The following is an 18,949-nucleotide window of genomic DNA, read 5'->3' as shown; positions in this document are numbered from 1 at the left end:
CGCTACTTCACCACGAATTCGATGCGCCGGTTCTGCGCCTTGCCGTCCTCGGTGTCATTGCCTGCGATCGGCTGCGTGCTGCCATAGCCGACCGGTATGAAGCGGTCCGGCGGTAGCCCGGCACGGACCAGGTCGTCCATCACCGCCTGCGCGCGCTTTTCCGACAGCGTCTGGTTGGCGGCTTCATCACCGTCGGAGTCGGTGTGGCCCGCGATCTCGATCGTGGCGCTCGGGCAGCGCATCGCGGTCTCGATCAGCCGGTCGAGCAGGCCGGCGGAATCGGCCACGATCTCGGACTTGCCGGATTCGAAGCGGATCTTGCCCTTCGACAGGATCTCGGAGAACAGCTGCTGGCACACGGTCGGATCGACCGGCGCCGATGCCGGCTTGACCGAGATCTCGGCCTTGTACTGCCAGCCTTGCGGAAAATCCTTGCCGAGCCCGCCCCGGATCTGGCCGGCCGCAGCGTCGTACAGCGCATCGCCCGACAGCTTCACCTCGCGATCGGACACCACGAGCGTGCCGGTCGACAGCCGCGACAGCGCACCGAGCGCCGGCACCACGGCGGCCGCAAAGCCCGAGGGTGCGCCGACGCTGGCCTTGAGATTGTCGACCACCTTCTCGCTGAAGAACTTGCGGCCCGCGGCGGCGACCAGCGCGGCGTGCACGTTGTTGTCGGGCACATAGCCGGTCAGCGTCAGCGTCACCGCGACCGGATCCTTGTAGGCCTGGAAGACATAGGGCGGCGCCTCGATGTCGTTGGCGGCGACCGAATAGCCCTCAGGCAGGTTCTTCAGGGCCGCCGCGATCGCCTCGCGGCCGCCGAGATCGCGCGCCATGCCGGCGAGATTCACCTGGGTGCCGGTCAGCGTGATCTTGCCGTCCTTCAGCTTGCCGATCTGGTCGAGCAGCAGCAGCGCGGCGGCGTCGAAGCGCGGCGGCGCGCCGCGGGCGAGCCCCATCTGATCCACCACCTCGACACCGCCGAGACTGGCCTTTGCGGCCTCCATCAGCTTGCCCTTGCTCGACGGCAACGGCGAATTGCCGCCGAGCGTCACGCGGACGACGTCGCGCTCGGCGGACCAGACATAGGGCTTGGCCTCGGCAACGAGGCGGGTCTCGTCGTTGACCAGCCGCACGCCGGACACCGCTTCGACCGACGTCACCGCGCTGCTGCGGCCGCCTTCGGAGAACGCATTGGCGGCAAAGGTCACGTCGCGTCCGTCGACGCTGATCCTGCGCTTGTCGAGAACCGTGTCCTTGAGTGCGGCATTAGCGCGCACAGCAAGATCGCCCTCGACCTTCGCCGTGCTCGACCACGCCGCCAACCCCCAAAGGATGACCAGCGGAATCACGCCAGGCCACCATTTGCTGCTCCACTTGAAAAGTCCGTGCATTCAGGGTCCTGCGGGTCCGGAACCAGAGAGAAAACAAACCCTTGGCTGACTGTCAAACCCCAAATCACGCTACATGGCAGAGGCGCCCCATCGGGTTGGGCTAACAGTTTCTTCAATGGTCTTTCGCTAAGTTCAGGCCGGAATGCAAATCGGCCGGCCCGCGCCCTCATGAAACATCTTCGCAACACCTTCATCCGCGCCGGGCTGGAGGCGCTGTACTATTCGGGTGCGCATCTGCTGTTGCGGCCGATCCTCGCCGGCGTCGGCGCCATCTTCATGCTGCACCACGTCCGCCCGCGGCGCGACGATGCGTTCCAGCCGAACCACCATCTCGAAGTCGAGCCGGATTTCCTGCGCGCGACGCTTTCGCATTTGCGCACCCTCGACGTCGACATCGTCAGCCTGGACGAAGCGCACCGCCGCCTCACCGCGAAGGATTTCGCGCGGCGCTTCGCCTGCTTCACCTTCGACGACGGCTATCGCGACAACCGCGATTTCGCGCTGCCGGTGATGCGCGAGTTCGACGCGCCGCTGACCGTCTATGTCGCGAGCGATTTCGCCGAAGGACGCGGCCGGCTGTGGTGGATCGCGCTGGAGCGCGTGATCGCCAGGACCCAAGCGATCGAAGTGCCGATCGGCGGCACCGTGACCCGGCTCGACACGTCGACAGCGCTAGCCGGGCAGGCGGCGTTCGACCGCATGCACGAATGGCTGCGCTCATTGCCGGGCGAAGCGGATGCGCAGCGCGAGATTTCGGCGCTCTGCATCCGCTACGGCGTCGACGAGACCAGCATCGCGCGCGAGCTGTGCCTGTCCTGGGCCGAGTTGCGCAGCTTCGCCGCCGACCCGCTGGTCACGATCGGTGCGCACACCATCACCCATTGCAATCTGGCGCGGCAGAGCGAGGCGACCGCATCGTTCGAGCTGGCGACCGGCCGCGCGCGGATCGAGGACGAACTGCAACGGCCGGTCGTGCATCTCGCCTATCCCTATGGCGACCGCATCGCCGCCGGTCCGCGCGAATTCGCGCTGGCGAGGGCGAACGGCTTCAAGACCGCGGTCACGACGCGGCCCGGCATGCTGTTTCCGGCGAGCGCCGATCACCTCACCGCGCTGCAACGCATCTCGCTCAACGGCAATTTCCAGGACACGCGCATCCTGCCGGTGTTGACGTCAGGCGCGGCCACCGCAGTGTGGAACGGCTTCCGCCGGATCGACGCGGCGTAGGCCTCCCTCCCTTCAATTGCGCCAGCGCGGAGCTCTCCTCCATCTTCCTTGACTCGCCCCCCGGGCGCGCCCAGAACCAGTGGCAACGCAACGGAGGAACGCATGTTCAAGGATCTCTTCTCCCTCAAGGGCCGGGTCGCGCTCGTGACCGGCGGATCGCGCGGCATCGGCAAGATGATCGCGGCGGGTTTCCTCGCCCAGGGCGCAGCGAAGGTCTACATCACCGCACGCAAGGCGGGGCCGTGCGAGGCCACCGCCAAGGAGCTTTCGGCCGCCTATGACGGCGAGTGCATCGCGCTGCCGATCGACATCTCGACGGTCGAGGGCTGCGAGAAGCTCGCCGGCGAAATCATCAAGCTGGAGCCGAAGCTAGACATCCTCGTCAACAATGCCGGCGCGGCATGGGGCGCCGACTTCGACGAATTTCCCGAGAGCGGCTGGGACAAGGTGATGGATCTCAACGTCAAGTCGATCTTCTTCCTGACCAAGGCCCTGGCCAGGCCGCTCCGCGCCGCTGCGACGCACGGGAAGCCGGGCAAGGTGATCAACATCGCCTCGATCGACGGCATCTTCGTCAACCCGATGGAGACCTATTCCTATGCCGCCAGCAAGGCAGCGGTGATCCACCTGACGCGGCGCATGGCGACGCGGCTGATCAAGGACAACATCAACGTCACCGCGATCGCGCCGGGAGCGTTCAAGTCGGACATGAACCGCGCCGCGCGCGACCATGCCGACGACGTCGCAAAGCGCGTTCCGTCGCGCCGGGTCGGAACCGACGAGGACATGGCGGGCACCGCGATCTACCTCGCCTCGCGCGCCGGCGACTATGTCGTCGGAGCAACCGTCGCGGTCGACGGCGGCGTCGTCTATGCGACGGCGGGACTGGAGATCGCGGGGTAGACCGCGCGAGCAACCCCGATTTCGCTGTCATGCCCCGGCTCGACCGGGGCATGCGGCACGACGCAGCTTGTCGTTTCCTGCCGCGCTGTCTCTGGAATATCGGATCACCGGTTTCGCGGTGACGACAGGGATGCGCTCAAACGCTTGACGCGAACGCGTCCAGGGTCCGATCGAAAGCCTCGGCCCGCTCCCATTGCGTGGCGTGACCGGCCCCTTCGATCACCTGGACCTGTCCGCGCCACAGCGTCGGCGCGGGCAGCCGCTGCAGGTAGCCGAGGTCGACGATCTGCTCTTCGCCACCCTGCACGATCGCGAGCGGTATCTTGAGATTGCGCACGATCTCGACCTCGTCCGCGAAGCGGCCGGCCTGCACGCTGGCGCCGAGACAGCCGCGCGCATTGCCGTCGGTGCGGCGGAAATCAGGGTCGGCAAAGGATGGCCGGGGCGAATAGCCCGGCGCAAAGGCCGATTGCATCCACTCCTCGATCTGCTCCTCGCTCGGGTCAGGCGCGAAAGTGGCGGCGGTCAACCCCTTGAAGCCGGAAAATCCATCCGGCGTCTTGCTGATCGGCGGCGTGCCGAAAATCATCAGTCCGGCGGCCATCGGCAGTGACGCGGCCGCATTGAGCACGGCGTGGCCGCCAAGGCTCCAGCCCACGACGACCGCATCCTTCAGACCGAGCTCGCGTGCGACCGCCGCGATGCAGGCTGCATAGCCCGCGCCAGAATAACCCTGCTCGGGATCAGGCGGGGGCGACGACGCGCCGTGGCCCGGAAGGTCGATCGCAATCAGCCGGTACTTGGCGCCAAGCGGCCCCTGGAGCTGCTTCTGCCAGATCCGCGATGACGACGAATTGCCGTGGACGAGCAGGATGGGGCGACCACTGCCTGGACTCTCGAAACCGGCGATGCTCTGTCCGCCGATCTGAAGCTGCAGCGGACGCAGGGCCGGGCCCGGAAAAGTCTCTTCGCTCATGTTCGCACCCCGCATTCCCAAACCACGACGATATTAGCGAACGCGCTGCGTCCGACAAGGAAAAGGGGCAAGCCAGGGACCTCTCGGCTCACCCCTCTCCCGCGCTCGCCGCGAGGAGAGCAACCTTCAGCTCTCGATCCTCACATATTCGAAGTCGCCAGGCTTGTTGTCGATGCCGACCTTGGGCGCCGAGATCCAGGAAGCGAACTCGCCCGGCTCGGTGACCGGCTTCATCAGCGAGGCGATGAAATCGCCGTCCTCGGTCGACGGCAGCCACTCGTTCCTGCGCTTGGCCCAGGTGGCGTTGTCGATCAAGAGGCCGTCCGGCGTCGCATGGACGTCCTTGAACTCGCCGATCTGGCGGTGGAAGGCGGTGTTCGGCACCGTGAGCTTGTAGTCGATGCCAGCGGTCGATATCACCTTGTTCCAGCGCAGCATGCCCTTGACGCAGTCCTGGGTATAGTCGTCGCGCAGCCGCATGTTGAGCGCGGTCAGCGCCGGCTCGTCGACCATCCTGATCTGGCCGTCGACCAGCTTCAGCACCGGATAGGTCGAGTTCTTGAGCTGGTGATCGTCGTCGATCGTGGTTTCCTTGTAGCGGCCCTTGATGCCGGCATTGAATGCGTTGGCCGCATTGGTCGAGACCTCGGAGCCGAACAGGTCGAGCGACAGCGAATAGTGCAGGTTCAGCTTCTTCTGGATCGTCGGCAGGTCGATCACGCCGAGCGCGCGGATCTTCGCGATATCGGTCGGATCGGTGATGCCGGCTTCCTGCATGGCATCGCAGGTGCGCTGCACGACGCGGGTGATGCCGGTCTCGCCGACGAACATGTGGTGGGCTTCCTCGGTCAGCATGAAGCGGCAGGTGCGCGACAGCGGATCGAAGCCCGACTGCGCCAGCGAATGCAGCTGCATCTTGCCGTCGCGGTCGGTGAAGTAGGTGAACATGAAGAACGACAGCCAGTCCGGCGTCGCCTCGTTGAAGGCACCGAGCATGCGCGGTGAGTCCGCGTCGCCCGAGCGGCGGCGCAGCAAATCGTCCGCCTCCTCGCGGCCGTCGCGGCCGAAATATTTCTGCAGAAGGTACACCATCGCCCAGAGATGGCGGCCTTCCTCGACATTGACCTGGAACAGATTGCGCATGTCGTAGAGTGACGGCGCGGTCTTGCCGAGATGGCGCTGCTGCTCGACCGAGGCCGGTTCAGTGTCGCCCTGGATCACGATCAGGCGGCGCAGCATCGCACGATGCTCGCCGGGGACTTCCTGCCAGGCCGGCTTGCCGTAATCCTCGCCGAACGGAATGACGCGGTTCTCTTCCTGCGGCGCAAGCAGGATGCCCCAGCGATATTCGGGCATGCGGACGTAATCGAACTTGGCCCAGCCGCGCGGATCGACCGAATAGGCGGTGCGCAGATAGACCAGCGATTCCTGGAAGCCATCCGGCCCCATGTCGCTCCACCAGTCCATGTAGCCGGGGTGCCAGCCTTCCAGCGCCTTGAGCACCTGGCGGTCCTCGGCGAGGTTGACGTTGTTCGGAATCTTGGTCGAGTAATCGACGTTCATGATGTTGACGTTCATGGGAGCACTCCCGTGTTGGACCTGATCGTTTTCCGCGAATGGCGAATGGCGAGTAGCGAATGGAATTCCCTGTTCGTCCTCAGACTCTCGTCATGTCGAATTGCGCCTTCTGGCCGGTGCCGTAGCGTCGCAGCGCGCCCTCCTCACCGACCGCATTGGGCCGCTGGAAGATCCAGTTCTGCCACGCGGTGAGGCGCGAGAAGATCTTCGATTCCATGGTCTCCGGACCGACGAAGCGCAGGTTCGCTTCCATGCCGGTGAGGCCGTCGGGCGAGAACGAGGTGCGTTCCTCGAAGAACACCCGCACCTCGTCGTCCCAGTCGATGTCGTCGAGGGCGAAGGTGACGAGGCCGAGCTCCTCGGCCTCCTCCGCGTCGAGCGCCTTGCCGATCGACCCGTGCGCGCGCTCGAGATCCGACGGATCGGCCTGGAAGCGCGACTGCAGCCGGGTCAGGCCGTGGCTCATCGGATAGGGACCGAAATTCATCGCGGTGAGTTCGATCGCCGGCGGCGGGCGGTTGTCGCCCTGCTTCTGGCCGATCAGCATGTACGAGCGGTCGGCGGCGAACACGAGCTCGGCGAGCGTGCCGACGAAGCAGGAGCCGGGCTCGACCAGGGTGACCAGCGTGCGCGAGGTGACATCGATGCGCTTGAGCACGCGTTTCCAGTAATGCCTGACCTCGTTGACCAGCCAGTGCGCCTTGTTGGCCTCGAGGAACGCGTCATGTGCGACCAGGTTGGCGCGGTCGCCATGACTCTTGAACACCAGCATGGCGATCTCGAGCTCGTTGATGCGCAGATGCAGGATCGCATCATCGAGCTCGCGTGCGACCTGGAGCGGCCAGAACGCGGCGCCTTGCGCGATCATGCCGTCGATGTCGGCCGGCGGGGCCGCTTCCGGCGCCTTGACCGTGATCGTTGCGATCCGCGCGTTGCGGTCGATATCGACACTGACGAAATCGTAGCGGATCGCGCTGTCGTCGACGGTGCGGTTGAGCTTTGTCAGCGCGACGCCCTTGCCCGCGCCGTTGCGCTTCGACTTTGCGGCAAATTCCCTGACGCGCTCGGCGAGCTTGCCCTCGAGCTTGGAGTTCGGCGCGATCTCGTCGACCAGCCGCCAGCTCACGGCGCGCTTGCCCTTGATGCCTTCCTCGATGGTGCAGAAGAAATCGGCATGGTCGCGGCGCACCTTGCGCTTGTCGACGACGCGGGTGAGACCACCGGTGCCCGGCAGCACGGCGAGCAGCGGCACCTCCGGCAGCGCGACGGCGGCCGCGCCGTCGTCCGCCATCATGATGTGATCGGTGGCGAGCGCGAGCTCGTAGCCGCCGCCCGCCGCGGTCCCGTTGACCACGGTGATGAAGGACTGGCCGGAATTCTCGCTGGAGTCTTCGAGGCCGTTGCGGGTCTCGTTGGTGAACTTGCAGAAGTTGACCTTGTGGGCGTGGGTCGAGCCCGCGAGCATGCGGATGTTGGCACCGGCGCAGAAAACGCGGTTCTTTCCCGAGCGCATCACCACGACCTTCACCTCGGGGTGCTCGAAGCGCAGCCGCTGCACGGCGTCCGCCAACTCGATGTCGACACCGAGGTCATAGGAATTGAGCTTGAGCTGATAGCCTTCGAACAGGCCGGCGTTCTCGTCGACGTCCATGGTCAGCGTCGCGACGTCGCCCTGCACGTCCAGCTTCCAGTGCCGGTAACGCGACGGCTCGGTCTGGAAATCGATGTATTTCGCCCCGCCTGCAAGCACGCGATCGTCGCCAGCCATTGGGCCACCCTTCAATGTTGTTGGTTAGTGATATGCACAATAATGCATGTTTTCGATCCCGTCTAGCTCAAAACGTAAAAACATGCATTTTGGTTCATGTTCGCGAATTCAGCCGTTCGGCCAATGACCTAGGGCGGAGATAAACCTCACGCCGCCAATGTCCGGTCGTCGCGGAGCGCTGCGCCGGCGAATTCGGTGACCGCTTCCAGCGTCGCGGCCTGGGCTTCGCGATGCGGCGAATGTCCGGCGCCCGCGATCACCGTGACGTCGACCGGGCAGTAACACTCCTCCTGCGCGATCTCGACCTGGCGCATCGTACCGTACTGGTCGTCGACGCCCTGCACGATCAGCACGGGGACACGGACATAGGCGAGATAGTCGGAGATATCCCAGTCGCGGAACGCCGGATCGAGCCAGGCGGCGCTCCAGCCGTAGAAGGCGTTGTCGACGTCCTTGTGCCAGCGCGCCAGCTTCTCCTTGAGGTTGGTGGTCTCGTACACCGTCTTGATCCCGGCGATCGACGTCACCGAGATATCCTCGACGATGAAATGCGGCGCGATCAGCGCCATGCCCTGCAGCCGATGGTCCTGGCGCGAGCCGGCATAGATCGCCGCGATCGACGCCCCATCGGAATGGCCGACGAGCAGGCCGCGGCGGAAGCCGATCCGGTCGAGCAGCTTCGGCAAAACGTCGAGCCCCTCGCGATGCATGTAGTCGACCGGGCGCGGCAATTTCACCGGTGATGATGCGCCATAACCGGCGCGCGAGTAGACGAACACGCCGGCAGCGGTCGCGGCCTGCAGCCTCTCCGGGAAATCGCCCCAGAGGCCGACCGAGCCGAGGCCTTCATGCAGCATCACGATGGTCGGCGCGGTGTCGGGCGATGGACCGATCATGCGGTATTCGAGATCGGCGCCGTCGATGCTGAGGAAACCGTTGGATGCGAGTCCAGTCATGCCGTGCACTCTCCTCAGTCATTCCGCGGCTCGCGAAGCGAGAACCGCGGATGCGCGATTGCGCACCGGGGAATCTCGAGATTCCAGAACGCATGCCCCGGAATGACCGTGTTCAATTCTAGTGCCGCAACTTGTATCGCTGGATCTTGCCGTTGGCGGTCTTCGGCAGGTCGTCGACCACGTCGATCCAGCGTGGATATTTCCACGGTCCGATCTTTTGTTTGACGTGCTCCTTGAGCGCTTCGTACAGATTGTCGGTCTCGCAACCAGTTCGCAACACCACGAAAGCCTTCGGCTTCAACAATCCTTCCGGATCGGCCTCCGGCACCACCGCCGCTTCAAGCACCGCCGGGTGCGTGATCAGCGCGCTCTCGACCTCGAACGGCGAGACCCAGATGCCCGAAACCTTGAACATGTCATCAGCCCGGCCGCAGAAGGTGTATCGGCCATCGGCATTGCGAACATATTTGTCGCCGGTGCGGGTCCAGTTCCCCTGAAACGTGTTTCTGCTCTTGCTGCGCTGATTCCAGTAACCTTCGCCGGCTGATGGGGCTTCGACCAGCAATTCTCCGATTTCGCCGTCCGGCACTTCACCACCGGCGTCATTGACCAGCCGAACCTTGTAGCCGGGAACCGGACGGCCGGACGTACCGTATTTGATGTCGTCAGGTGCGTTCGACAGGAAGATGTGTAACAGCTCAGTCGAGCCGATGCCGTCGAGGATATCGACGCCGAAACGTGACTTCCAGTTGTTGCCGACCGATTCCGGCAGCGCCTCGCCGGCAGAGGCGCAGATGCGCAGGCCGGTCCCCGCCCGCGCGCCCCTCATTGCCTCGTCGTTCAGCATCGCCGCAAACAAGGTCGGCGCACCGTAGAAGATCGTCGGATTGTACTTGTTCAACAGCGCGAACATCAGTTCCGGCGTCGGCCTGCTGGAGTTGAGCACCGTAGTGGCACCGACAGACATCGGGAAGGTGAGCGAGTTGCCGAGCCCATAGGCGAAGAACAGTTTCGCCGCCGAGAGACAGACGTCGTTCTCCCTGACATCGAGCACCTGCTTGCCATAGGTTTCCGCAGTGGCCTGCAGGCTGGCTTGCAAGTGCCTGACGCCCTTGGGCATCCCGGTCGATCCCGACGAATACAGCCAGAACGCCGGCTCTTCCGCGTGCGTCGGCGCAGTCGTGAACGCATCGCTTTCACGCGCCAATTCGTCCGACAGCTTGCGATGGCCATGTGCATCCTGGCCTGCGACCACGACATGTTCGAGATCCGGCAGGCGTCCGATCACGTCGTTCAACACAGGCAGCAGCGCTTCCGAAACGAACAGCACGCGGGCGCGGCAATCGCCGAGAATGTAGGAAAACTGCTCGGATGTCAGCAGCGTGTTGAGCGGCACCGGCACCACGCCGGCGCGGATCGCGCCGAGAAACGCAACCGGGAAATCGACGGTATCCAGCATGATCAAGGCGACCCGCTCTTCGCGGCGGACGCCGAGCCGGCGCAGCATGTTGCCGACGCGCCGGGTCTGCTGCTGCAATTCGCCATAGGTGAGCTTCGACACCGTATCGTCGAAGACCACCTTGCCGCCTCGGCCTTCGTCGACGTTGCGGTCGAGCAGCCAGGTCACCGCGTTGTAAGTCATGCCCCGCTCCTCCGGCTTAAGAACGCCACGACGCCTCTCCCACGGCTTTAAGAATTATAATTCATACAAAGCCACCACACTGGCTTGCTGTCAATCCTTATCGGCATTATGTTGCCTAAACGCCTCAATTCTTGTGATGGCGCGTCTTCTTCGCGCGACCCGGCGTCCACTTTGCGCGAAAACGCTTCCGAACCTCGCGAGTCGCACAGGGATTATGACCCAGGACAACGATCCCGAAACCGGCTTCCTCGAGCAACTCGGCCAGCGCGTGCGGACGATGCGCGCCTTGCGCGGCATGTCGCGCAAGGTGCTCGCCAAGGTTTCGGGCATCTCCGAGCGCTACATCGCGCAGCTCGAGAGCGGCAAGGGCAATGTCTCGATCGTGCTGCTGCGCCGCGTCTCCAATGCCATGGGCGCCCATCTCGAGGATCTCATTCCATCGGGCGAGCCCGCGCCCGACTGGGCCGTGATCCGCGATCTCCTGCGCAAGGCGTCGCCGGGCCAGATCGCGCAGGCCAAGGACGTGCTCGCCGGGGGCAGCGCTGCCGCGCCACGCCGCGCGTCGTTCTCGGGCATCGCGCTGATCGGCCTGCGCGGCGCAGGCAAGACCACGCTCGGCCGGATGCTGGCGAAGAAGATCGGATGGAGCTTTGTCGAGCTCAACAAGGAGATCGAGGAACAGAACGGCCTTTCGGTCGCCGAGATCATCGCGCTCTACGGCCAGGAAGGTTTCCGCCGCATGGAGCAGGCGGCGCTGACGCAATTGCTGGCGCGTAAGGAGCCGATGGTGCTCGCAACCGGCGGCGGCATCGTCTCCGAGCCGCTGACCTTCGACCTGATCCTGTCGTCGTTCTACACGATCTGGCTGAAGGCCGAGCCCGAGGAGCACATGGCCCGCGTCCGCCGCCAGGGCGATCTCCGCCCGATGGCCGACGACCGCTCGGCCATGGCGGAGTTGCGCAACATCCTGGTCAGCCGCGAACCGCTCTATGCCCGCGCCTCGGCCGTGGTCGATACCGCAGGTCTCTCGGTCGATGCTGCGGCGGCGCGGCTGATCGATTCTGTGCGGCCGGTGCTGCAAAACGAGGCGCGGAGTTTTGGCCTGCGCAGTGTGGCCGTTTAGCCCACCTCACAACAACCTGCTCCTCACGTCCTCCGCCCCATCCCGCAACAGCGGCAGGAAGCGGTCGATCAGCTCCTGCTTCGGCACGCGATCGACATGCGCGCCCATGTTGATGGCGGCGACGATGGTGCCGTCGTAGCGACGCACCGGCACCGAGATCGAACGGAAGTGCGGCTCGGCCTCGCGGTCGACCAGCGAGTAGCCCTGCTTGCGATCGGTGATGATGGTGGCGAGCAGCCGCTTCGGATCGGTCACCGTCTGCGGCGTCACCGCCTCGCGCCGCATCGCCTGCAGCCGCGCCGCAAGCTCGTCATCATCGAGCCGGCCGAGCATGGCGCGGCCGACCGAGGTGCAGAACGCCGGCAGCCGATAGCCGATGTCGAGACCGGCAGAAAACACCCGCGTCGGGCTCGAGCGCGCGACGAATACGACGTCGTCGCCGTCGAGCAGCGCCAATGAGCTGATCTCCTGGGCCGACGTAGCGATGCGATCGAGCACCGGCTGCAGCACCGTGACCACCTGGTTCGATTGCAGGAAGGAGCCGGCAAGCGTCAGCACGTGCGGCGTCAGCGTGAACAGCTTGCCGTCGGTCGCAACGAAGCCGCCATGCGCGAGCGTGAACAGGATGCGCCGCGCCGTGGCCCGCGGCAGATCCGCGGCGCGCGCCAGATCACTCAGGGTCGCTGGGCCCGAGACGGTGCCGAAAACCTGGAGCAGGCGCAGACCGCGATCCAGGCTCTCGACGAAGTCGGTGGCACGCTCGTCCTGATCGGTCCGCTTCAGCTTCGGCATGGTCCCGCCCTGAACGTTTCAAAAATTGCTCTTGCCGTCCTGTCAGAACATGGCATAATTCGAACATTCGTTCAATAGGCGAACAAACAACAAATCCACATCAGGAGACGCCGCCATGATGAGCCAGGAACAGAACGATCTGATCACCCGCACCGGCCGCAAGGACCCCTGCGGGAAGCTGATGCGGATGTACTGGCAGCCGGCAGCGCTGGTGGACGAACTCACGGGCGAACGACCGGTGCGGCCGGTGCGATTGCTCGGCGAGAACCTCGTGCTGTTCCGCGGCGAGGACGGCCGCTACGGATTGATCGACCGCCACTGCGCCCACCGCGGTGCCGACCTCGCCTTCGGCCGGCTCGAGAGTGGCGGGTTGCGCTGCGCCTTCCATGGCTGGCTGTTCGACGCAAGCGGCCAGTGCATCGAGACGCCGGCCGAGCCTGTTGGGTCGCAGCTCTGCAAGGGCATCCGGCAGCGCGCCTATCCCGTGGTCGAGAAGAACGGCATCCTCTGGGCCTGGCTCGGCGAAGGCGCGCCTCCGGCATTCCCGGAGCTCGACTGCTTCGTCGCGCCCGACAGCCACACCTTCGCGTTCAAGGGCCACATGAACTGCAACTGGCTGCAGGCGCTCGAGGTCGGCATCGATCCGGCGCACGCCTCCTTTCTGCATCGCTTCTTCGAGGACGAGGATACGTCGGCCGCCTATGGCAAGCAGTTCCGCGGCGCCTCCGCCGGCAGCGACATGCCGATGACCAGGATCCTGCGCGAATATGATCGCCCCATCATCAATGTCGAGCACACCGAATACGGCCTGCGCCTGATCGCGCTGCGCGAGCTCGACGAGGCGAGCACCCATGTGCGCGTGACGAATCAGCTGTTCCCGCACGGCTTTGTCATCCCGATGTCGACCGAGATGACGATCACGCAGTGGCACGTGCCGGTCGATGACGAGAACTGCTACTGGTACGCGATCTTCACCAGCTACACGGCGCCGGTCGACAAGCAGAAGATGCGCGACCAGCGGCTCGAGCTCTACGAGCTGCCGGACTACAAGTCGCGCAAGAACAGGGGCAACGATTACGGCTTCGATCCGCACGAGCAGGCGACCGCGACCTATACCGGCATGGGCACCGACATCAACGTCCACGACCAGTGGGCGGTGGAATCGATGGGGCCGATCCAGGATCGCACCAACGAGCATCTCGGCCAAAGCGACAAGGCGATCGTGCAGTATCGCCGCCTGCTGCGGCAGGAGATCGAGAAGGTCGCCGGCGGCGAGAAGCCGATGCTGTTCCTCGACGAGGCCACCGCGCGCAGCATCCAGGGCCCCGCGACCATGGACGGCATCGGCCCGACGCAGGGCTGGGAGCTCTACTGGATGGAGGTCGACGTCGGGCGCCGCCGCGGCGCGCCCTGGGCCGCCCCTGTTCCGCGCGAGATCGAAGGCAAGGTGCACCGTTTGACGGCGGCTGAGTGATGATGATCCCAGTGGGGCAGCATCACATGCTTCACCTCGCCCCGCTTGCGGGAAGAGGGAGAAGTGAAGGAGCAACGCCATGAGTTTCGTCGCACGTCATGGCCTGTGGTCGGACGAGCAGAAGGAGGCCGCGCACCGCCTTCGCCGCATCGTCGAGGAGAAGAACCTCGAAGTTGTCAGGCTTTCGTTTCCGGACCAGCACGGCATCCTGCGCGGCAAGACGCTGATCGCAGCCGAAGCTGTACGGTCGCTCGAGAGCGGCTGCTCAATCACCACGACGATGCTGGCCAAGGACACCTCGCACAAGACGGTGTTCCCGGTGTTCACATCAGGCGGCGGCTTCGGCATGAAGGAAATGGAGGGCGCCGCCGACGTGCTGATGGTCGCGGACCCAACCACGTTCCGCGTGCTGCCCTGGGCGCCGACCACCGGCTGGCTGCTCTGCGATCTCTATTTCAACGACGGCCGGCCGGTGCCGTTCGCCACCCGCAATCTCTATCGCGAGGTGCTCGATCAGCTCGGCAGCCGGGGCTACGATTTCGTCGCCGGCCTCGAGGTCGAATTCCACCTGTTCAGGCTCGACGACGCCCATATGGCGCCCGAGGACGCCGGCCAGCCGGGGCGGTCGCCGTCGGTCAGCCTGCTCTCGCACGGCTACCAGTACCTCACCGAGCAGCGCTACGACCTGATGGAGCCGGCACTCGAGGTCATTCGCCGCGACGTCCTCGCGCTCGGCCTGCCGCTCCGCTCGGTCGAGGTCGAGTTCGGCCCGAGCCAGTGCGAGTTCACCTTCCAGCCAACCGTGGGCCTCGCGCCCGCCGACACCATGGTGCTGTTCCGATCAGCGGTGAAGCAGATCGCGCGCCGTCACGGCTATCACGCCACCTTCATGTGCCGGCCGAAGCTTCCGAACGTGTTTGCCTCTGGCTGGCATCTGCACCAGTCGGTGGTGTCGCGCACCGGCGGCGAGAACGTCTTCATGGCCAGGGAGACCGGCGAGCCCTTGAGCCCGCTCGGTCGCGCCTGGCTCGCCGGCCTGATCGAGCACGCGCGGGCGTCAGCCGTGTTCACGACACCGACCATCAACGGCTACAAGCGCTACCGCTCCTATTCGCTGGCGCCCGATCGCGCGATCTGGGGCCGCGACAACAGAGGCGTGATGATTCGCGTGCTCGGCGGCGCCGATGATCCGGCGACGCGGCTGGAGAACCGGATCGGCGAGCCGGCGGCCAACCCGTATCTCTACATGGCGAGCCAGATCCTGTCCGGCCTCGACGGTGTCGACCGCAAGCTCGATCCCGGCCCGTCGGCCGACACACCTTACGAGACCAAGGCGGCGTTATTGCCGAAATCGCTGCGCGAGGCTGTGTTTGCGCTCAACGAGGATCCATTCTTCCGAGGGGCACTGGGGCCTGAGTTCGTGGACTACTACGTCCACATCAAGAACGCCGAGATCGAGCGCTTCCAGGCCGAGGTGTCGGACTGGGAGCACCGCGAATATTTCGAGATGTTTTGAAACTTATCTGCCTCGTCGTCCCGGCGCGAGCCGGGACGACATCGAGTATGGTGCGGGTGCGCTGACCTGAATCAAATCCCCAGATACCGGTGCTGTAAATCAGGCTCCGCCATCAGCTGCGCGCTGGTGCCGCTCCACACCGTCCTGCCACGCTCGATGATGTAGTGGCGGTCGGCGATGCGGGCGAGATTCCCGACGTTCTTGTCGATCACGAGCACCGATTGCCCCTGCGCCTTCAGCATCGACAGGCAGTTCCAGATCTCGTCGCGGATCAAGGGCGCGAGGCCTTCGGTCGCCTCGTCGAGGATCAGGAGTTTGGGATTGGTCATCAGCGCCCGGCCGATCGCGAGCATCTGCTGCTCGCCGCCGGACAGCGTGACACCCATGTTGCTGCCGCGCTCGGCGAGCCGGGGAAACAGCACGTGGATTTTGTCCAGTGTCCACGGATCGGAGGCGCCCTGGCGGTTGCCCGAGGCCGCGACGAGGTTTTCGCGTACCGTGAGATTGGGAAAGATCTGGCGTCCTTCGGGGACGAGACCGATGCCGAGTTTTGCGATTTTGTACGACGGCAGGCCCCGCACGCCCGCGCCGGCAAAGCGGATCGCGCCGGCGCGGGCCGGCGTCAGGCCCATGATCGAGCGGATAGTCGTGGTCTTGCCCATGCCGTTGCGGCCCATCAGCGCGACCATCTCGCCTGAATTGATCTGCAACGAGAGGCCGAACAGCACCTGGCTCAATCCGTAGCAGGTCTCGATCGCATCGACTTCAAGCAGCGTTTCAGCCATGGCGCGTCACCGCATGCTGTTCGCCGAGATAGGCGCGCTTGACCTCGTCGTGCTTGCGGATCGCGTCCGGCGCGTCGCAGGCGATGACGCGGCCATAGACCAGGACCGTGATGCGGTCGGCGAGCGCGAACACCGCCTCCATGTCGTGCTCGACCAGGACGATGGTGACTTCCTTGCGCAGATCCTTCAGCAGCGCCACCATCCGCGCCGACTCCGTGACCCCGAGCCCCGCCATCGGCTCGTCGAGCAGCAGGAGCTGCGGCCTGGTCGCGAGCGCGACCGCAAGCTCGAGCTCTCGCTGCTCGCCGTGGCTGAGTTGCGACACCACGACGCCGGCGCGCGCGCCGAGCCCGACGCGCTCCAGCGCGGCGCGCGCCGCATCGCGCAAATGCTTCTCCTTGCGCGCGTTGCCCCAGAAGCGGAAGGAGTGGCCGTCATGCGCTTGAGCTGCGAGCGCGACATTGTCGATCGCGGAAAAATCCTTCAGCAGCGAGGTGATCTGGAACGAGCGCGCGAGCCCAAGCCGGCTGCGCTTGTAGGACGGCAGGCGCGTGACGTCGCGGCCACCGAACTGGATGGTGCCGGAATTCGGCATCACCTGGCCCGTCAGCTGGCTGATCAGCGTGGTCTTGCCGGCGCCGTTGGGGCCGATGATGGCATGCAACTCACCGGGCACGACTTCCATCGAGAGGTTGTCGGTCGCAGTGATGCCACCGAAGCGGCGGACCAGATTGTCGACGCGGAGCAAGGGATCAGCCACGGCTCATCCTCCCGAGCAGGCCCATGATGCCGCCGCGCGCGAACACGACAATCAGCAGCAGCACCGGGCCCAGGATCAGCCCCGTATACTCGGTGAACTGCGACAGCAGTTCCTCGAGCAGGAGATACACGATGGCGCCGAGCACCGGGCCGAACAGCGAGCCCATGCCGCCCAGGATCACCATCACCATGAGATCGCCGGAGCGGGTCCAGTACATCACCGCCGGGCTGACGAAATCCGTGTTGTTGGCGAGCAGCGCGCCAGCGAGGCCGCAGATGGCGCCTGCAATGACGAAGCAGACCAGGCGGTAACGGTTGGCGTGGAAGCCGATCGCCTGCATCCGCTGCTCGTTGGAGCGGACGCCCTGCACCACGAGGCCGAAGCGCGAATTGACGATGCGCCAGATCAGATAGAGGCCGCCGAACAGACAGGCGAGGCAGAAATAGTAGAACTGCGTCCGGTCGGACAGGTTGATCAGGCCGGCGAAATCGCTGCGCTTGTAGATCGTGAGACCGTCGTCGCCGCCATAGCGCGACAAGGCGGAGGCGACGTAATAGGCCATCTGCGCAAAGGCGAGCGTGATCATGATGAAATAGACGCCGCGGGTGCGGAGCGAGAGGGCGCCGATCACGAGTGCGAACAGCGCCGAGACCGCAAGCGCCACCGGCCACTGGATGAAGCCGGAACCGACGCCCTCGGTGGCGAGGATGCCGACCGCATATCCGCCGATGCCGAGATAGGCGGCGTGGCCGAAACTCATCATGCCGCCATAGCCCATGATCAGGTTCAGGCTCGCCGCCGCCAGCGCGAAGATCACGATGCGGGTGAACAGCGTGAGGATGAAGATGTTTCCCGAGACGGCCGAATAGACCGGCAGCAGGACGAGGGCTGCGCAGAGCAGCGCCGCGACGGCGTTGGAAGTGTTGCGCTTGGGCATCATCGCTTCGCCGCCGGAAACAGCCCTTCAGGCCGGACCACGAGCACGATCGCCATCAGGAGATAGATCAGCATCGAGGACAGTGCCGGCGCCGCGGTCGAGGCCGCCGCCCCGCTCAAGACCTTGCGCAAGAGGTCCGGCAGGAAGGCGCGGCCGAGCGTGTCGATCATGCCGACGAAGATCGCGGCCAGGAACGCGCCGCGGATCGAGCCGATGCCGCCGATCACGATGATGACGAAGGCGAGGATCAGGATGTTCTCGCCCATGCCGATCTGCACGGTGAGGATCGGCGCCTGCATCAGCCCGGCGAGGCCGGCGAGCGCAGCACCGAGCCCGAACACGAGGGTGAACAGCAGCTTGATGTTGATGCCGAGCGCGCCGATCATCTCGCGGTTGGAGGCGCCGGCGCGGATCAGCATGCCGACACGGGTGCGCATCACGACGATGTAGAGCAGCGCGGCGACCGCCAGCGCCACCGCGATGATCGCGAGGCGATAGGCCGGATAGTAGATGCCGGGGATGATCTGCACCGGCACGGTCAGCCAGGCCGGCAGCGGCAGCGCGAGCCCTGCCGGGCCCCAGATCAGCCTGACGGCATCGTTGAAGAACAGGATCAGGCCGAAGGTCGCGAGCACCTGGTCGAGATGGTCGCGGCCGTAGAGATGTCTCAGCGCGACGTATTCCAGCGCGATGCCGAGCAGCAGCGTGGCGCCGAGCGCCATCACCGAGCCGAGCACGAAGCTGCCGGTCCAGGCCGCGAAGGTCGCGGCAAAGTACGCGCCCATCATATAGAGCGAGCCGTGCGCCAGATTGACGAAATCCATGATGCCGAACACCAGCGTCAGCCCGGCCGCGAGCAGGAACAGCAGCAGGCCGAATTGCAGGCCGTTCAGCAGTTGTTCGACGACGAGATACATCGTGAGGCTGTGTCACCTTGAGTAGGACGGCGGGAGCGGGTTGCCGCATTGCGCACTGCGCGATCTCCCTCGTCCCGCTCTTCGCGGGGAGAGGGTCGGGGTGAGGGTATCTTCCACGAGTCGAATTTGCGGAGAAAGCCCCTCACCCAATCGCTTCGCGATTGACCTCTCCCCGCAAGAGCGGGGCGAGGTGACTTC

16 protein-coding genes are annotated in these 18,949 nt (G+C 65.1%); 5 read left to right on the top strand and 11 right to left on the bottom strand.

The window, feature by feature from the left end:
- Positions 1-2: 2 nt before the first annotated feature.
- Positions 3-1,397: an OmpA family protein gene (locus JQ586_RS09805; protein ID WP_212394319.1), complete on the bottom strand. Its 1,395-nt coding sequence runs from the start codon at positions 1,395-1,397 to the stop codon at positions 3-5.
- A 168-nt stretch (positions 1,398-1,565) separates the two neighbouring features.
- Between JQ586_RS09805 and JQ586_RS09800 the strand changes: the two genes are divergently transcribed.
- Together JQ586_RS09800 and JQ586_RS09795 are read left to right on the top strand one after the other, a co-directional pair.
- Entirely contained in the window at positions 1,566-2,624 is a 1,059-nt protein-coding gene (locus JQ586_RS09800; RefSeq protein ID WP_212394318.1) for a polysaccharide deacetylase family protein, read from the top strand.
- 102 nt (positions 2,625-2,726) lie between these two features.
- Positions 2,727-3,527, top strand: coding sequence for an SDR family NAD(P)-dependent oxidoreductase (locus tag JQ586_RS09795; protein WP_212394317.1), 801 nt, complete (start codon positions 2,727-2,729; stop codon positions 3,525-3,527).
- Between the two features lie 136 nt (positions 3,528-3,663).
- Here the strand turns inward: JQ586_RS09795 and JQ586_RS09790 are convergent, their stop codons facing one another.
- The 5 genes from JQ586_RS09790 to JQ586_RS09770 all read right to left on the bottom strand — a co-directional run bounded on the left by JQ586_RS09790 (position 3,664) and on the right by JQ586_RS09770 (position 10,447).
- Positions 3,664-4,503 (bottom strand): alpha/beta fold hydrolase, encoded by an 840-nt coding sequence (locus JQ586_RS09790; RefSeq protein ID WP_212394316.1) that lies wholly within the window; start codon positions 4,501-4,503, stop codon positions 3,664-3,666.
- A 126-nt stretch (positions 4,504-4,629) separates the two neighbouring features.
- The gene (gene boxB, locus JQ586_RS09785) at positions 4,630-6,081 is read right to left on the bottom strand and encodes a benzoyl-CoA 2,3-epoxidase subunit BoxB (protein ID WP_212394315.1); all 1,452 of its coding nucleotides are present in this window, start codon (positions 6,079-6,081) and stop codon (positions 4,630-4,632) included.
- Positions 6,082-6,160: 79 nt separating this feature from the next.
- Positions 6,161-7,849, bottom strand: a complete 1,689-nt coding sequence (gene boxC / locus JQ586_RS09780; RefSeq protein WP_212394314.1) for a 2,3-epoxybenzoyl-CoA dihydrolase — start codon at positions 7,847-7,849, stop codon at positions 6,161-6,163.
- Between the two features lie 146 nt (positions 7,850-7,995).
- On the bottom strand, positions 7,996-8,805 hold the full coding sequence (locus JQ586_RS09775) for an alpha/beta fold hydrolase (RefSeq protein WP_212394313.1): 810 nt from the start codon (positions 8,803-8,805) through the stop codon (positions 7,996-7,998).
- Positions 8,806-8,923: 118 nt separating this feature from the next.
- Positions 8,924-10,447 (bottom strand): benzoate-CoA ligase family protein, encoded by a 1,524-nt coding sequence (locus tag JQ586_RS09770; protein WP_212394312.1) that lies wholly within the window; start codon positions 10,445-10,447, stop codon positions 8,924-8,926.
- A gap of 214 nt (positions 10,448-10,661) precedes the next feature.
- Between JQ586_RS09770 and JQ586_RS09765 the strand changes: the two genes are divergently transcribed.
- Positions 10,662-11,570 (top strand): helix-turn-helix transcriptional regulator, encoded by a 909-nt coding sequence (locus JQ586_RS09765; RefSeq protein WP_212394311.1) that lies wholly within the window; start codon positions 10,662-10,664, stop codon positions 11,568-11,570.
- Between the two features lie 6 nt (positions 11,571-11,576).
- Here JQ586_RS09765 and JQ586_RS09760 read toward each other — a convergent pair whose 3' ends face one another.
- The gene (locus tag JQ586_RS09760; protein WP_212394310.1) at positions 11,577-12,362 is read right to left on the bottom strand and encodes an IclR family transcriptional regulator C-terminal domain-containing protein; all 786 of its coding nucleotides are present in this window, start codon (positions 12,360-12,362) and stop codon (positions 11,577-11,579) included.
- 115 nt (positions 12,363-12,477) lie between these two features.
- Here JQ586_RS09760 and JQ586_RS09755 point away from each other — a divergent pair, with 115 nt between their 5' ends.
- Together JQ586_RS09755 and JQ586_RS09750 are read left to right on the top strand one after the other, a co-directional pair.
- Positions 12,478-13,836: an aromatic ring-hydroxylating dioxygenase subunit alpha gene (locus JQ586_RS09755; protein ID WP_212394309.1), complete on the top strand. Its 1,359-nt coding sequence runs from the start codon at positions 12,478-12,480 to the stop codon at positions 13,834-13,836.
- Between the two features lie 79 nt (positions 13,837-13,915).
- Positions 13,916-15,352, top strand: a complete 1,437-nt coding sequence (locus JQ586_RS09750) for a glutamine synthetase family protein (RefSeq protein ID WP_212394308.1) — start codon at positions 13,916-13,918, stop codon at positions 15,350-15,352.
- A gap of 71 nt (positions 15,353-15,423) precedes the next feature.
- Here the strand turns inward: JQ586_RS09750 and JQ586_RS09745 are convergent, their stop codons facing one another.
- The 4 genes from JQ586_RS09745 to JQ586_RS09730 are packed head-to-tail and all read right to left on the bottom strand — an operon-like array spanning position 15,424 to position 18,751.
- The gene (locus JQ586_RS09745) at positions 15,424-16,137 is read right to left on the bottom strand and encodes an ABC transporter ATP-binding protein (RefSeq protein ID WP_212394307.1); all 714 of its coding nucleotides are present in this window, start codon (positions 16,135-16,137) and stop codon (positions 15,424-15,426) included.
- Positions 16,130-16,897 carry an ABC transporter ATP-binding protein gene (locus tag JQ586_RS09740; RefSeq protein ID WP_212394306.1) on the bottom strand — a complete coding sequence of 256 codons (768 nt, stop codon included), beginning with the start codon at positions 16,895-16,897 and terminating at the stop codon, positions 16,130-16,132. Before JQ586_RS09740 ends, JQ586_RS09745 begins: the two co-directional genes overlap by 8 nt.
- A complete protein-coding gene (locus JQ586_RS09735; RefSeq protein ID WP_212394305.1) occupies positions 16,890-17,837 on the bottom strand; it encodes a branched-chain amino acid ABC transporter permease in 948 nt (315 codons plus the stop codon). The genes JQ586_RS09740 and JQ586_RS09735 overlap by 8 nt, the downstream gene beginning before the upstream one ends.
- A complete protein-coding gene (locus tag JQ586_RS09730; protein WP_212394304.1) occupies positions 17,834-18,751 on the bottom strand; it encodes a branched-chain amino acid ABC transporter permease in 918 nt (305 codons plus the stop codon). The genes JQ586_RS09735 and JQ586_RS09730 overlap by 4 nt, the downstream gene beginning before the upstream one ends.
- Positions 18,752-18,949: the final 198 nt, after the last annotated feature.

It is taken from the genome of Bradyrhizobium jicamae (assembly GCF_018130215.1).
Taxonomy (GTDB): domain Bacteria; phylum Pseudomonadota; class Alphaproteobacteria; order Rhizobiales; family Xanthobacteraceae; genus Bradyrhizobium; species Bradyrhizobium jicamae_A.
Note: the sequence above shows the minus strand (reverse complement) of the source record. Positions and strands in the feature narration are given on the sequence as shown.

Coding starts and splice junctions, on each gene's coding strand:
- JQ586_RS09805 (WP_212394319.1), bottom strand. CDS start 1,397: ATGCACGGACTTTTCAAGTGGAGCAGCAAATGGTGGCCTGGCGTGATT.
- JQ586_RS09800 (WP_212394318.1), top strand. CDS start 1,566: ATGAAACATCTTCGCAACACCTTCATCCGCGCCGGGCTGGAGGCGCTG.
- JQ586_RS09795 (WP_212394317.1), top strand. CDS start 2,727: ATGTTCAAGGATCTCTTCTCCCTCAAGGGCCGGGTCGCGCTCGTGACC.
- JQ586_RS09790 (WP_212394316.1), bottom strand. CDS start 4,503: ATGAGCGAAGAGACTTTTCCGGGCCCGGCCCTGCGTCCGCTGCAGCTT.
- boxB (WP_212394315.1), bottom strand. CDS start 6,081: ATGAACGTCAACATCATGAACGTCGATTACTCGACCAAGATTCCGAAC.
- boxC (WP_212394314.1), bottom strand. CDS start 7,849: ATGGCTGGCGACGATCGCGTGCTTGCAGGCGGGGCGAAATACATCGAT.
- JQ586_RS09775 (WP_212394313.1), bottom strand. CDS start 8,805: ATGACTGGACTCGCATCCAACGGTTTCCTCAGCATCGACGGCGCCGAT.
- JQ586_RS09770 (WP_212394312.1), bottom strand. CDS start 10,447: ATGACTTACAACGCGGTGACCTGGCTGCTCGACCGCAACGTCGACGAA.
- JQ586_RS09765 (WP_212394311.1), top strand. CDS start 10,662: ATGACCCAGGACAACGATCCCGAAACCGGCTTCCTCGAGCAACTCGGC.
- JQ586_RS09760 (WP_212394310.1), bottom strand. CDS start 12,362: ATGCCGAAGCTGAAGCGGACCGATCAGGACGAGCGTGCCACCGACTTC.
- JQ586_RS09755 (WP_212394309.1), top strand. CDS start 12,478: ATGATGAGCCAGGAACAGAACGATCTGATCACCCGCACCGGCCGCAAG.
- JQ586_RS09750 (WP_212394308.1), top strand. CDS start 13,916: ATGAGTTTCGTCGCACGTCATGGCCTGTGGTCGGACGAGCAGAAGGAG.
- JQ586_RS09745 (WP_212394307.1), bottom strand. CDS start 16,137: ATGGCTGAAACGCTGCTTGAAGTCGATGCGATCGAGACCTGCTACGGA.
- JQ586_RS09735 (WP_212394305.1), bottom strand. CDS start 17,837: ATGATGCCCAAGCGCAACACTTCCAACGCCGTCGCGGCGCTGCTCTGC.
- JQ586_RS09730 (WP_212394304.1), bottom strand. CDS start 18,751: ATGTATCTCGTCGTCGAACAACTGCTGAACGGCCTGCAATTCGGCCTG.